At 71.1% G+C, this 14024-nt stretch carries 12 protein-coding genes; 3 read left to right on the forward strand and 9 right to left on the reverse strand.

What is annotated here, in order from left to right; translation table 11 throughout:
- The first annotated feature begins 191 nt into the window (after window positions 1-191).
- On the forward strand, window positions 192-1226 hold the full coding sequence (locus AC5020_RS10790) for a BadF/BadG/BcrA/BcrD ATPase family protein (RefSeq protein ID WP_464988281.1): 1035 nt from the start codon (window positions 192-194) through the stop codon (window positions 1224-1226).
- Window positions 1227-1292: 66 nt separating this feature from the next.
- On the opposite strand, the gene AC5020_RS10795 is transcribed toward AC5020_RS10790, so the two are convergent.
- The 3 genes from AC5020_RS10795 to AC5020_RS10805 all read right to left on the reverse strand — a co-directional run bounded on the left by AC5020_RS10795 (window position 1293) and on the right by AC5020_RS10805 (window position 4071).
- Window positions 1293-1730, reverse strand: a complete 438-nt coding sequence (locus AC5020_RS10795) for a GNAT family N-acetyltransferase (RefSeq protein ID WP_464988282.1) — start codon at window positions 1728-1730, stop codon at window positions 1293-1295.
- 34 nt (window positions 1731-1764) lie between these two features.
- Window positions 1765-2709, reverse strand: coding sequence for an NADP-dependent oxidoreductase (locus AC5020_RS10800; RefSeq protein ID WP_464988283.1), 945 nt, complete (start codon window positions 2707-2709; stop codon window positions 1765-1767).
- Window positions 2710-2871: 162 nt separating this feature from the next.
- Window positions 2872-4071 (reverse strand): ATP-binding protein, encoded by a 1200-nt coding sequence (locus AC5020_RS10805; protein WP_464988284.1) that lies wholly within the window; start codon window positions 4069-4071, stop codon window positions 2872-2874.
- Between the two features lie 250 nt (window positions 4072-4321).
- On the opposite strand from AC5020_RS10805, the gene larC reads away from it, so the two are divergent.
- Both larC and AC5020_RS10815 read left to right on the forward strand, forming a co-directional pair.
- Complete coding sequence (gene larC, locus AC5020_RS10810) at window positions 4322-5803, forward strand: nickel pincer cofactor biosynthesis protein LarC (protein ID WP_464988285.1); 1482 nt, start codon at window positions 4322-4324, stop codon at window positions 5801-5803.
- 41 nt (window positions 5804-5844) lie between these two features.
- Window positions 5845-6303: a cupin domain-containing protein gene (locus AC5020_RS10815; protein WP_464988286.1), complete on the forward strand. Its 459-nt coding sequence runs from the start codon at window positions 5845-5847 to the stop codon at window positions 6301-6303.
- Between the two features lie 173 nt (window positions 6304-6476).
- Here AC5020_RS10815 and AC5020_RS10820 read toward each other — a convergent pair whose 3' ends face one another.
- From AC5020_RS10820 to AC5020_RS10845, 6 genes are all read right to left on the reverse strand, one after another.
- Complete coding sequence (locus tag AC5020_RS10820) at window positions 6477-7517, reverse strand: hemolysin family protein (protein WP_377792358.1); 1041 nt, start codon at window positions 7515-7517, stop codon at window positions 6477-6479.
- Window positions 7514-8992, reverse strand: coding sequence for a hemolysin family protein (locus AC5020_RS10825; protein WP_464988287.1), 1479 nt, complete (start codon window positions 8990-8992; stop codon window positions 7514-7516). The genes AC5020_RS10820 and AC5020_RS10825 overlap by 4 nt, the downstream gene beginning before the upstream one ends.
- Before the next feature lie 209 nt (window positions 8993-9201).
- Window positions 9202-9912, reverse strand: a complete 711-nt coding sequence (locus AC5020_RS10830; RefSeq protein WP_464988288.1) for an alpha/beta hydrolase — start codon at window positions 9910-9912, stop codon at window positions 9202-9204.
- A gap of 828 nt (window positions 9913-10740) precedes the next feature.
- A complete protein-coding gene (locus AC5020_RS10835; protein WP_464988289.1) occupies window positions 10741-12198 on the reverse strand; it encodes a mechanosensitive ion channel in 1458 nt (485 codons plus the stop codon).
- Window positions 12199-12381: 183 nt separating this feature from the next.
- Window positions 12382-12975, reverse strand: coding sequence for an MSCRAMM family adhesin (locus tag AC5020_RS10840; RefSeq protein WP_464988290.1), 594 nt, complete (start codon window positions 12973-12975; stop codon window positions 12382-12384).
- A 208-nt stretch (window positions 12976-13183) separates the two neighbouring features.
- Complete coding sequence (locus AC5020_RS10845) at window positions 13184-13738, reverse strand: type 1 glutamine amidotransferase domain-containing protein (protein ID WP_377017842.1); 555 nt, start codon at window positions 13736-13738, stop codon at window positions 13184-13186.
- Window positions 13739-14024 lie beyond the last annotated feature (286 nt).

Raw genomic sequence — 14024 nt, forward strand, 5'->3', positions numbered from 1 at the left:
CACCGCGCCGCAGCCCCCGGAGCGGCCGGGGGGGGCGGGCGCGGCGCGCGCCCCCCCCCCCCCCCCCCCACCCCCTTGTTGCCCGGCAGGTCCTGTTGCCGCCCGACCTCCTCGCCCGAGGGCCCAGCGCGGCGGCACCGGCGCGCGCGATGTCCGTTGGTGCCTGGATACTCACTGATAGCTTCGCCTGCATGACTCAGGCAAGGGCGCAGGGCGGGTTCGTCGTCGGCATCGATGCAGGCGGGACCCATACCCGGGTGGGATGCTTCGCTCCCGACGGGGCCCTGCTCGGCTTCGCGACCGGCAACGGAGGCAGCCCGGCGCACAACGACGACGCTTTCGAGAACGTCCGCGGCACGATCGCGCGTGCCCTCGGTGCAGGAAACCTGGATGCTGCCGACGCCCTCGCACTCGTCGCCGGGATGGCCGGGCTCGACAGGTACGGGACCGACGGGGAGGCACCCAGCTGGCCCGCCCGCTTCGTCGACATCCCCGCCATGACCTGTCCCCGCGTGACCGTCAACGACGCCGTCATCGCGCACCGAGGCGCACTCGGCGGGGAGGCCGGCATCATCGTGGTCGCAGGAACGGGCTCGATCATCCTCGCGATCACTCCCGACGGCGACGAGGTCGACAGCGGCCACTTCGAGCACTACGCCGGCGCGGCCAGACACCTCGTATACGACGCCATCCAGCGCATCCTGGTCGGCGACGGCGAGCCCGACGATGCGCTCGTCGCCGCTGCTCTGAGCCATTTCGGGGTCGCCGACGTCGATGCCCTGCGGGAGAGGTTCGCCGCCCAGTCCCTCTCGAACCGCAACGAGGCGAAGCGTCAACGTGGCTCCTTCGCGCCGGTGGTCACTGCCCTCGCCTCCCGGTCAGCCCTGGCCGACGCGGCGCTGCACGATCTGGCGGCACGCACGGCCCGCGGGATCCGACTACTCTCCCCATCGGTCAATCCCGTCCCGTCGGCACCGCCGCAATCCTCGGGTGGTGCCGCCCGCGCAGCAGTGGCCTGCACCGGATCACTCGCGACCGACAACGCGTTCCGTGAACGACTTAGAGAGGCTCTGGCCTCTGATCCCCATCGCGCAGCCCGAATCGTGCCCTCCCGGCTGGGGCCGCTGGGCGGAGCGGCGATCATGGCCCTGGAGACCGCCGGGGTGGACCCTGACGACGCCGTGGTCGACCGCCTCGCAGCGCTCCCGGAGTGTGCGGCTGCCTGAGCTGCCGTCCGGGCCGGGAGGAAAGGTCTTCGTGCCCTCAACCGTGATGCTGAGCCGACTGTCTATTCAGCGGAACGCCTTCTTGAAATAGGTCGCCGATTCCTCGTAGCCGATGGACCGGTAGAAACCGCCGGCACGCCGTGTCGCGAGGGCGAGATAGGCGATGTCGAACGTGCCCTGCGCCCAGGACTCGGCAGCGGCCATCAGCTCGCGTCCGCAGCCGGATCCGCGGTGCTCTTCACGGACCATCAGCTCCTCGACCCAGCCGATAGCGCCATCCGCGTGGAAGGCCTCATGGACCAGCGCGTGGACATAGCCGATGACGTCCTCGCCGACGCAAGCCACCAGGATCGCCGCGCGGGGATCGGCGATGATCCCGTGTAGGTTCTCGCCGAATCGCTCGCGCGTCGGCCGGTAGGAGGTGGCCAGCGCGGAGGCCAGAGGCCAGATACCGGGTTCGTCGTCGGGCGTCGCCGGCCGGACGAGCACGTTCGAGCTGTTCATGCCGGCGACGCTACCGGAGCGCCGAAAGCCAGTCTTACCGCGCGAAGTCGAGGACCAGCCGACCGCGCACGCCGCCGGCCTCCAGCCGGCGATGGGCCTCGGCCGCCTCGCCGGCGGGCAGGACGTCGGCGACGCGAAGCGTGAGCACGCCCTGTTCTGCCTGATCACGCAGGGTTTCGAGCTTCTCGCGCTCCTCGGCGACCTCGGCCACCATCACGGGATGAACCCGCAGGTCGCGCTCACCGTTGCCTCGATATCCGCGGAAGGTGGCCACGGAGCCGCCGTCCTTGATGGCGGGCAGAACCTGCTCGTTCTGGATCGCCCCGTCGGCGAGACCGTCGACGCCTTCGGGGTAGAGCTCGCGGATCCGCTCGACGACCTCGTCGCCCCGGGGCACGATGGCGTCGGGCCCGAGGGAGCGCACCAGTTCCTCGTCCTTCTCGGCGGCGTCGGCGATGACGGTCAGTCCGTCGGCCTTGGCGAGCTGGACGAGGTAGCCGCCCAGCGCCCCGGCAGCGCCGGTCACGGCCAGCACCCCGCCGGGCGGGAGGTCGAGCAGGTCCAGCGCGTGGCGCGCCGTCATGCCGTTCATGGGCAGGGTGGCGGCTTCGGCGTCGTTCCCCTCGCGCGGCGCGCGGACGACCGAGCCGACGGGCAGGACGATCTCTTCGCGGTAGGCGCCGTACTCGCCGTGGGGCACGACGATGCCGATGACGCGGTCGCCCTCGGCCAGATCGGTCTCGGTGTCCGGGCCGACCTCGACCACGGAACCAGCGATGTCCATGCCGGGGATGATGCCGGCGATGCCCTGGTCGCTGCCGTCGCGGGGCGGCATGCTGCGCTTGCCGGTGTCGGTGGGGTTGACGGTCGCGGCGGTGACGCGGACCCGCACCTGGCCGGGGCCGAGGTCCTCGGCCGGGACGTCGATCTCGTGGAGGACCTCGGGCCCTCCGTGCTCGGCTACTCCGATGGCTCTCATAAGTCCTGGGTATCACGGGTGCGCGAGGTCGCGCACGGGGCGTGAGGGAAGAGATATCCCGCGGCGACGAGACGGCGCAGGCAACGGGCGGGCGTCACGAGTCAGCGGGCCACGGACCGTCTGGTCCTCGAGCCTGCCCCGTCGGTGCACGAACGGCGTGCCTCAGCTTTCGCCGCGGCGCCCGCTCTGGTGCCGCACCGGCCGGGCGACGCGCGCCGGTCCCGCGGCCCGGCTGGACGTGCCGGTCTCGCGCAGCCGCAGCAGTGCCTCGCGCAGATACGGCATCGCATACTCCACCGCCCCGCGCCCGGCGGGCTGGATCAGCTCTTCCCTGATCAGGCGACTGCGGTGGACGTTCTGGTTGTTCACGTTCAAGCCCATCCGCGCCGCGATCTCCGAGACCTGGGACGGCCCCTCGTCCTCGATCATGGCGTAGAGGTATTCGAGTTTGCGGCCGGTGATGTCGCGCAGCGCCGGGCCGTGGACGTTGTAGATCATCGCGTCGATCGTCGGCTCGCGCGCGCCCTCGACGTCCTCGATCTCGATCACGTCGGCCTCGCCGCTGCGCTGCCACGCGTGCGATCCCACCACCTGCATCAGATAGGGGTAGCCCCGTGAGATCTGCCCGGCGCGCACGGCGGCCTCGGGGGTGATGGACTTCGCGGTGTCCGAGACGGTCAGGCGGATGACTTCGGCCGCGGTTCCCTCGTCCACGCTCCCCACTTCGACCTTGTGGGCACGGCGCAGGAATGTGGTGCGCGGGTGGGCCAGCAGTTCGTCGACCCCGGCGCGGATCCCCGCGGCGACGAAGCCGACGGCGTAGCCGCGTCCGATGAGGTCCTGCATGTGCTGGGCGATCTCGTGGAGCTGGTCGCGGTCGGCGGATTGGACCTCATCAATGCTGACCACGAGCCCGCCACCCTCCTCGGTCAGCAGCTCGGCGAGCCGTTCCAGCAGCCGTCCCAGCGGGACGGCCTCGCCGTCGTAGCGGTCGATGAGCTCGCCACCGGCACCGGCGCGCGCCCCGAAGGCGCCGACGGTCGCGGACGTCGGCCGGATCGACTCGGCCTCGGGATCGATCTCCCGCAACAGGTCCACGGTGCCACCTCGCAGCTCATCGACCATGGACGTCGAGGAGGTGTGCAGGACGATGGTCCGCCAGCCGGCGAGGTCGGCGACGTCGTGCATCTGCGTCAGCAGCACCGTCTTGCCGACGCCCCGGGCGCCCGAGATCAGCACGGAGCGCTCGCCCACCGAGCGGCGGCCGGCGAGGGCCTCACCGAAGTCCTCCAGCGGCGAGCCCTGCATCGCCAGTACGCGCGGGGTGAGCCCGAATCCCGGTGTGAACGGATTGCTGTCCATGCGCGACCTCCCGAATCGTCAAGCGCCACGCTAGCCCATGCGGTTTATGCCCGGTTACACAGTCACGGCTGTTATAAATTGTTATACACGAGTGGCCGGCAGCGATCCGCTTGCCAGAGCCGCAGTCCGTCACCCTCCCCGTCGTCGCCCCTGCCGCGGCGCTCATCGAGGTCGTGGGAGCGACCGCCCCGTCCCCACCCACGCCCGCCTCCAGCAGAGCCTGACAAGCGCGCCAGCATACGATCGTCCCATGGAGCCGACACCTTCCCCCACGCCGTCCTCCGCACCGAGAGCGAGCGCTGCCCCCGCCTCGCCCGGGAGCGAGGGACGCCTCGCCTACATCGACGCCACCGCCGGCATCGCCGGCGACATGCTGCTGGGCGCCTTGGTCGATGCGGGTGCGGACCTCGAGGACGTGCAGCGGGTGCTCGACGCCCTGATCCCGGGTTCGGTGCGTCTGGCGAGCCGCTCCGTGGACCGGGGCGGCCAGCGCGCGGTGAAAGTCGACGTCGACGTGCTGGTCGAGAATCCTCCGCACCGCACGTGGGCGTCGATCCGCGCCCTGCTGGAGGGCGCTCGAGCCCGCGAGGACGTTCCGGGGCGCACGATCGATCTGGCCCTGGATGTGTTCGGGCGCCTGGCCGAGGCCGAGGGGAAGACCCACGGGGTCCCGGCCGACGACGTCCACTTCCACGAGGTCGGCGCCCTGGATTCTCTGGCCGACGTGATCGGCGCCTGTGAGGCGTGGCGGCAGCTGGGCATCACCGAGGGCGCAGGCAGCACGATCGCCGTGGGCAGCGGACGCATCCGTGCAGCGCACGGCGATATCCCGGTGCCGGTGCCGGCCGTGGTGCGGCTCGCGGTGGGGTGGCCGACGGTGGCGGGCGAGATGCTGCCGGCGCGGGGGCACTCCCCCGGGAACGGCCACGATCACGGCCATGGGCACGACCACGAGGGGCATTCCGGGGACTCGCCTGCCGCTCCCCCGGTCCCCGAGCACGTCGCCGGCGGCCCCCACGAGCACGGCGGTCGCCGCGTCCCGCCGGGCGTCGCGCCCGGCATCGGCGAGCTGGCCACCCCCACCGGCGTGGCCCTCGTGCGCGGCCTGGCGTCGACCTCCGGGCCCCAGCCGACGCTGATCAGCGAAGCGGTCGGTATCGGGGCGGGCACGAAGGACACTCCCGGACGTCCCAACGTCGTCCGGGTGCTTGTCGGCAGGCCGGCCTCCGAGCTCCCCGCCCCGGCGACCATCGGCCCCGCAGATGCCCACGACACCCCGACGTCGGCGCTCCAGCTCGAGGCCAACGTCGACGACCTCGATCCGCGGCTGTGGCCCGGCGTGATCGACGACCTGCTCGAGCACGGCGCGCTCGACGCCTGGCTGACCCCCGTCGTCATGAAGCGCGGCCGCCCCGGGGTCACCGTCCATGCCCTGGTCAGGGAGGAAAGCGCCGGGAAGACGGCTGAGCTGATGATGGACCGCACCGGCACGCTCGGGGTGCGCAGACACCGGGTCGAGCGCGTGATCCGCACCCGGGAGTTCACCGAGGTGGAGGTGCGCGGGCAGCGCATCGCGGTGAAGGTCGCCCGCGATGCGGACGGCACCGTGACCCGCCGCGAACCGGAGTTCCGGGACGTCGCCGCGGCCGCTCGGGTGCTGGGGATGAGCGAGCGGGCGATGCTCGATCTGGCACGGGAATCCGCGGCCGGCCTGACGGACGGCGATTCGTGACGGATACTGAGGTGGGACCACCGACGCCCCAGGAGGACACCATGGTTGCCCTGACCGACGTGACCACGAAGGCCATCGACGAAGCGAGGGCGGCCGAGAACGGTCGCCACGCCGAGATTCTCATCAATGACGGTCTGCTCCGCCAGACGGTCATCGCCCTGACCAAGGGCACCGTGCTGCCCGAGCACAACTCCCCGCCGGCCGCGTCCATCCAGGTGCTCGGCGGTGCGCTGCGCGTGACCGGGGACGAGCCGGTGGTTCTGGAGAACGGGATGATCGGGGCGCTCGCGCACCAGCGGCACTCGGTCGAAGCGCTCGAGGACTCGGTGTTCCTGCTGACCGCAGTGGTCAGCGTGCCCGGCACCGACAGCTACGGCGGCCCCGGCTCACGCACCGGCGAGGTGCCCAAGGTCGAGGCCGAACCGCCCAGCGACGCGGAGCAGGCCGCGCAGCTGCGTGAGACTGACCAGCAGACCGGCGGCGGCCGCATCGACGGCTGATCCCTGCCCGCCCGGCACGTCCTGCCCCCGCAGGCCGTACGCGCCTGTACGCCGTACCCGCCCGCACGATCGATCCCGCCGACTACTGGCGCGTCAGCGGGTGCCGTTGCCATATAGCGATCGGCACCCGCCATGTCGCCAGTACCCGGCCACGGTCGCCGGCGCCGGCCGTGTCAGGCGGCCACGCGGGAGTCGTCGCGGATCTGGCCGACCAGCTCCTCGAGCATGTCCTCCAGCGTGACGATGCCGATGACCTCGCCGTTCTCGTCGGTCGCCGCTCCCAGGTGCGCCCCGGAATCCTGCATCACGGTCAGGGCCTGGCGCAGCGGCTCGTCGGCTCCGACGAAGGGCAGGGCGCGGATGCGCTCGGCCGGGATCGGGTCCTCGCGGTGCTCGGCCATCGAGTCGAGCAGGTCCTTGATGTGGACGTAGCCGGTCAGGCGCCCGTCGGCGGACTGCACCGGGAACCGGGAGAAGCCCTCCACAGCGGCGGCCTCGGCGGCCGCCGCGGTGACGCCCTCGGGGAGAGTGGAGACCTTCTCCAGGGGGATGACGAGGTTGACGACGCTACGGGCTTCGAAGGTCAGCGCGCCCAGCAGCAGGGCCTCGTCGTTGTCCTCCAGCAGCCCGCCCTGGCGGGATTCACTGACCATCGCCGCCACCTCGTTGCGCGTGAACACGCTGGTCACCTCCTCCTTCGGGGTGACGCCGAGGATGCGCAGCACCACGTTGCCGATGCCGTTGAGCAGCCACAGGAGAGGCCGCAGCACGGTGACGATGCCCATCAGCAGCGGAGCGAGGATCAGCGCCATCCGCTCCGGGCCGGCCAGGGCGATGTTCTTGGGCACCATCTCGCCGAAGACGACGTGGAGGTAGGTGACCAGGGACAGCGCGATCACGAAGGCGATCGGGTGGGTCAGTGCGCCGGGTACGCCGACCGCCTCGAAGGGCACCTCGAGCAGGTGGGCGATGGCCGGTTCGCTGATGGCGCCGAGAGCCAGGGAGCACACGGTGATGCCCATCTGGGCCCCGGCCATCATCAGCGAAACCTGCTCCATCGCGGAGATGGTGATCCTCGCGGCCCGATTGCCGTCGAGGGCCTTGGGTTCGATCACGGAGCGCCGGGCCGAGATCAGGGCGAACTCGGCGCCGACGAAGAAGGCATTCAGCGCCAGCAGCACGAGGGTGAGGGAGATGCCGAGCCAGGTGCTCATCGGGTCACCTCCTGTGTGCGGTGCCGGGCGACCTTCTCGGGCTCATCGTGCTCCGCGGCTCGGTGTTCCAGGGCGCGGGAATCGACAGCCGGGCCATCCTCGCCCGCGCCGTCGTTCGCCTCGTCGTCCTCGCCCTCGTCCTCGGCAGCCGGTTCGACCTTCACGTGGACCGTCTCGATCCTCAGACCGTCGACCTCGGTGACCTGAATCCGCAGTCGCGCCGGGTCCTCGCCGGGGGCGGGATCGGTGTCCACGACGATCTCGTCGCCGACCTCCGCGAGCCTGCCCAGCTCCAGGGTGACCAGGCCGCCGAGGGTGTCGTAGTCCTCGTGCTCGGGCACCGTGACCCCGAGGCGCTCGGTGGCCTCGTCGGGCCGCATCCGCGCATCGAGATCCCATGAGCCGTCGGGCTCGGGAGTGTCGTCCATCTCCTCGTCGTGCTCGTCGCGCACCTCGCCGACGATCTCCTCGACCAGGTCCTCGAGCGTGATCAGCCCGGCGTAGTCGCCGAACTCATCGACGACCACGGCCATCTGCAGCCCGCCGGAGCGCAGGGTGTCCATGAGGTCGTCCAGCGGGACCGTGTCCGGCACGAACGTCGCGTGGCCCATCACCGCGTCGACGCGGGTGGTGGGGCGTTCATCGAAGGGGACGGCCAGGCCGTGGCGGATGTGCGCCACCCCGACCACCTCGTTCTCGTCGGTCAGCACCGGGAAGCGGGAGTGGCCCGTGGTGCGCGCCAGCTCCAGCAGGTCCACGACGGTGTCGTCGATGTCCAGGGCGTCCATGCGCCCGCGCGGGACCATCGCGTCGTGCGCCCGGCGGTCGCCGAAGGCGAGCGTGCGCTGGACCAGGCTGGCGGTCTCCTCGGCGAGAGCGCCCTCGTCGGCCGATCGCTTGACCAGCACCGAGAGCTCCTCAGCGCTGCGGGCGGAGCCGAGCTCCTCCTGGGGTTCGACGCCGAGCGCCCGGACCACGGCGTTCGCGTTGCCGTTGAACAGCCGGATGGGCAGCGAGAAGATCGTGGTGAACAGGCGCTGGAAGCCGACCACCAGCTTCGCGGTGCGCAGCGGCTCGGCGATCGCGAGGTTCTTGGGGACCAGCTCGCCGAAGATCATGGTCATGCCCGTGGCCAGGACCAGGGCCAGTGCGACCGAGACCGAGCGGGCCCCGACCTCGCTGAGCCCGGCGCCCACCAGGGGCGGGCCGACGAGCTGGGCGATCGCGGGTTCGGCGAGGAAGCCGATCCCGAGGTTGGTGACGGTGATGCCGAGCTGGGCGCCGGAGAGCTGCGTGGAGAGGGTCTTCATCCCCCGCAGAACGCCGACGGCGCGCTTGTCGCCGGCTTCGGCGGCTGCTTCGACGTCGTTGCGGTTGGCGGTGATCAGGGAGAACTCGGCGGCGACGAAACCGCCGCAGGCGATGACGAGCAGCAGCCCGGCGCCGAGCGAGAGGAGAGGACCGATCAGGTCCATCGGCGGATCCCCCCGCGGAAAGTCTGTGTGCTCAGGCCCGAAGGCCTTCGACTGTCACTAGGGGCGTCGCTGGCGGCGCTCATGATCTCCTGGTGCTCCTCGGTTCCGCCCCGGCTCTCGGAGTGGAATGAGGGAATGCTACAACCCGCACGGGCGCGGCGGGAGGGATGTGGAGAGCGAGGTTCGACGCGGAGGGGCGGACGTCGCGCTCACCGGTCGTCGGCCGCGGACCGCGTGCGCTCGTCGGCCCGCTGCCGGACGAAGCTCGCGATCGCTCGCAATTCCACCCCATCGACCGCGTGACCGAGCTGAGGGCGATGCACCTCCTCGAGCCGGGTGTGGGCGCTCATGAACTCCCGTACCTGGTCCACGCGCTGCGGATCGAACAAGGGGTCGAGGCCGCCGTGGCCCCACAGCGCGGGCGGGCGCACCTCGGCGAGCGCGGCATCCCCCGCCATGGGCGCGGGGAACGGCGCTCCGGAGAGCTGGACGATCCAGTCCAGCGCCCGGGGATCGCGGCGCAGCAGCTGCAGGGCGAGCATTGCGCCCTGGGAGAAACCGATGGCACCGACGACGGGGGCGCTCTGCGCGGAGATCCAGGTCTCGACGGCGGCGGCCGACGTCTGCAGCGATTCCGGGCGCTGAGGGTCGATGCTCGCATCCAGCCAGGCGTAGCCCTGGACGTAGCGGTGGATGCCGCGCAGGGAGGCGTAGGTGAACTGGGGCGGCAGGGACGGGGCGAGGCCGGCGAGGTCGTGCTCGTGGCTGCCCAGGCCGTGCAGCAGCAGCACGATCGGGAGGTTCTGCTGCTCGGGCCGCGAGGTGCGCGCCGGCTCAGGAGCGGATGACCACACCACGGCGGAGTCGTCGATGGACTCCGAGATCAGCTCGACCGGAAGGTTCTGCGGCGGGGTGCTCATGCATGCAGGCTAATCACTCGCGCGCTGCGGTCGCGCATGAGGACCGGCTCGAGAGTGGCGTCGGACGGAGAAGTGCCCGAGCGGGTGGCACCGGAGGGATGAGTGCCGAGAGGACGGCACAGGTCTCCGGGCAGGGGCAGACCCGCAGGTTGCGCCTGAGCGCTGGTCGGATGGACGAGGTCCGACCCCTGCGGGTCCGGGCAGCTCGGTGGAATTCGCTGCGGGTCCGTCGATCTGATGTCCCGCCGTGGCGGGTCAGGTCGATGGTCGCCTCAGCGGCGAGCCACCTCACATGTCCGATAAGACTTCATTCTTCGGACCACCTCCTTTCCTGTGTCCACTCAACGTACGACCGCCTCCCTCAGGCACGCAACGGATTATTCGCAGCGCGAAGTCCCTGCGCCGCGGCCCGTCCGAGCCGCGCGTTCTCGGAGGCCGAGGCCCGCGCAGTCCGCCACGATCTGCGGAGCTTCGGCACCTCCGTGAGCCCGGGATCCGCGACCTTGTGGGAATGCCGGATGGTTACCAACAGGTTCACGGATGTCGCGCAGGCCCTCGAAGTCTCGCGCCGCGTCGCTTCGCGTCTGCTACGGCATGTCGGTGGTGAGACCGCTGTGCGGCCGGGTGCTCGGGGGCGGGAACGATACGCGATCGTCGTGCTCGGGGCCGGGAACGGCGGGCGGGCACAGTACGTCATCGTCGCGCTCGGGGGCGGTCGGTGGTGTCGGCGGCTCAAGCGGGTCCTGGGCAGCAGAGAGGGGCGCACCCGGATGGATGCGCCCCGTCTCCGTTCAGGTGTGCTCGCCGATCACGCGAGCGGTGGTGGCCTCAGACCTGCGGGCCGGGCTGCGGCGGAACGCTGGTCCCTGCCGGGCCCGTTCCTGCCGGTCCGCCCTGGCCCGGTCCACCCTGGCCCGGTCCGCCCTGACCCGGTCCACCCTGGCCCGGTCCACCCTGGCCCGGTCCCCCCTGGCCCGGCGCGGGGGAGCCGGCACCGGCGGTGGGCGGGTTCTGCTCGAGCTTCTCGAGCTGGCGAGCGGCGGCGTCGCGGCCGCCGAGGCCGAAGGCGAGCACCGCGGCAGCGGCGGCGCCGATCACCAGGGCACCGAAGGCCATCTCGATGATCGAGTCGGCCACGCCCATGGACTGCAGGCCCATGGCGGTGAACAGGATGATGATCGCCCACTTCACGATGGTCGCGGCCGTGCCCGAGAGCAGCTTCGCCACGATCGTGGCGATGAAGAAGCCGGCGGCGATGATCGCGGCCCCGAACAGGACGCTGCCGCCGAGCTCCAGGATCTCGCTGAGCAGGGCGGTGATCTGCGGGAAGCCCAGCACCTGGGCACCCATCACGGCGAAGAACAGCACCACGGCGATCTCGATGATGCGCAGCACCGCCGGGGTCGCGGAGGTGCCGGGCGAGAGGACCTCGTGCTTCTGCAGCCAGCCGTCGATGCCCGATCCTTCGAGGATCGGACGGAACAGGCCCGTCACGAAGCGGGCGATGAGCACGCCGATTCCCACCAGCGCAGCCGCGGCGATGATGTTCGGGATCGCCGTGAAGACGTCGCTGAGCATCTGCGAGGCCGGATCGGAGATCGAGGCGATCCCGAGGATCTGCAGCGCGGCGATCGACACCACGATCATGATCAGGGCGAACACCACCGAGGCGATGATCTCGGGAACGTTGGCGCCCGAGCTGGGCTGCTGTCCCGGCCGGCCCTGCTGCGGCGGCTGGCCCTGCTGCGGCGGCTGACCCGGCTGGCCTGCCTGTGCGGCGGCGCCCTGGGGCGCGCCCTGCGCCCGGGCCGCGGAGCCGTCGGCGGAGGTGATGCCACCGGTCGCCTTCTGGAAGCCCGCCTGGGCGGTGCCCAGCAGCTTGCCGAAGTCCACGGTGCTCAGTGCCGTCACGATCAGCGCGCGCACGATCTTGGCGATCGTCAGGCCGATGATGAAGACGAAGACCGCGCCGATGATGTCGGGGATGAAGCTGAGGCCCTGCTCCAGCATCGCCGTCACCGGCGAGAGGACCTGGGAGAGCTGGAAGATGCCGAGGATGATGATCAGGCCCAGCAGCCACACGATCATCGAGGCGATCGTGCCCAGGGAATTGCCCAGACCCTCGCCGTTGACACCGGGCCTCCGCAGGGCGGGGATCCTCTGGGTCAGTTTCGCGACGCCGGCCTTGGCCAGCATGGCCAAGATCGCGGTGACGACCAGGATGACGAGGGCGGCAAGGATCTTCAGTCCCAGCCCCGCCCAATCGACGGACGATAAGAAATCCACGGTGTCCTCCGGGAATCGGGATGCAGTAGTGCACATCGACCGCGACCGGCGAGCAGGTCACCGGTCCCGAATCGATCGAAGAATCCTCACGGGCTCTTCACAGGTAGCATGGGGCATCCTGAGAGGTTCGTCCATCATCGCAGGTCACGGCGGCCCCTGCGTGTCGTCCTTCACACCGGGCGTTCAGGCTCCCGGGTCGGTGAACTCCTGATCGAACTCGGTGGTGTCGGGGTCTGACGCCACCGTGTCGGCGTCGGAGCCGGCCAGCTGACTGGTCTCGTCGGGCCCGTCGCCGTCGGTGACCATCTCGTCGCCCTCGCGGTTGCCCTGCTCGGCCGCCGCGTACTCCTCGAGCCCGCGGTCCTGGGTGGCGTCGTAGCGGAAGCCGTCCGTGTTGCGCGAATCCCCGCCCTCGGCGGCGACCCGGTCGGTCTCCAGGGCGTCGTCGATGCTGGGCTCGCCGGGCGCCTCGTCGCCCGCCCGGGCGTATTCGTCCTGGCTCGTCTCGACGGTCTCCTCGAGCTCGAGATCCTCGTCCGGGTCCACAGCGATGTTCTCGGCCGTCTCCTGCCCCGGGTCCAGGGCAGCGTCCTCCGCTGCGTCCTGGGCGGGGTCGACGGGGGCATCGTCCTCGGCCGGGTCCGCCGCGGGTTCCAGAGCGGGATCCTGGGTCGGCCCCAGCGCCGGGTCCTGCTCGGGGTCGACGGCGGGGTCGGGGTCCGGGGCGGTGGCCGGATCCTGCGTCGGGTCGGGGGTGAAGTCACCGGTCTGGGTCATGGGATGCCTCCTGGGCTGTCAGGGCTGACGGGGCCACGATGCTGGGCGGAGCGAGCCGGCCGACCTCGACGGAGCGACCCGGCCGGACTCGATGGGGCGACAGGCTACGTCGAGGCCGCCCGGGAGTGCACCCGAGCGGCCTCGGTCAGGCGGAGCGGACGAGCAGACCGCGCGGTCATGCAGACCCGCGGCCTTCGCGGCGCCCGGCTCAGCTGAGCGCGTCGACGATGGCCTTGTTGAACGCGTCCAGGTCATCCGGCGTGCGGGAGGTGATCAGCCGGAAGCCCTTGGACTCATCGACCACGACCTCCTGGTCGCTCCAGTTGCCGCCGGCGTTGACCAGGTCGGTGCGAATGGTCGGGACCGAGGTGACGTCGCGGCCCTCGACCAGGCCGGTGTCCACCAGCAGCCAGGGGGCGTGGCAGATCGCGGCGACGGGCTTGCCGTCGGAGGCGAACGAGCGCACCAGGGACTGGGCGGTCTCGTCGGTGCGCACGGTGTCGCCGTTGATCGTGCCGCCGGGCAGCACGATCGCGTCGAAGTCGGAGGCGTTGACGGAGTCCGTGGTGGCGTCGACGGGGACCTCCGGGCCGAATTCCTTGTCGGCCTTCATGGTGGTCACGGCGCCCTGCTTCGGCGCGGCCACGGTCACCTCGGCGCCGGCCTCCCGCAGAGCGTCCAGCGGGCGCTGGAGCTCATCGGCCTCGGTACCGAAGTTGCTGGTCAGGATAAGGACCTTACGGCCGTTCAGGGCAGTGCTCATGGTGCTGTCCTTCCCTCGTGCTTCCCGAAATGTCGCGGCGGCGAGGGCCCGGCAACCGGCTCCCTGCGGAGTTCTGCCGCGCCGGGTCCGCCTCGGGATCGACCGTAGCAAAATGCCCCTCCAGCGCCCCGACCGATCGGACGAGCGTGAGGCGCCGCCACGACGGGATGCCGCAGCGCTCAGCCTCTCCGTGCTCTCAGCCTCTCCGTGCTCAGCCTCTCCGTGCTCTGAGGTCCCCCGGCCCTGAGGTGGTCTCAGGTACGCCAGCCCTGAACTGCGGCCCCGG

It is taken from the genome of Brachybacterium sp. SYSU DS0246 (assembly GCF_059391765.1).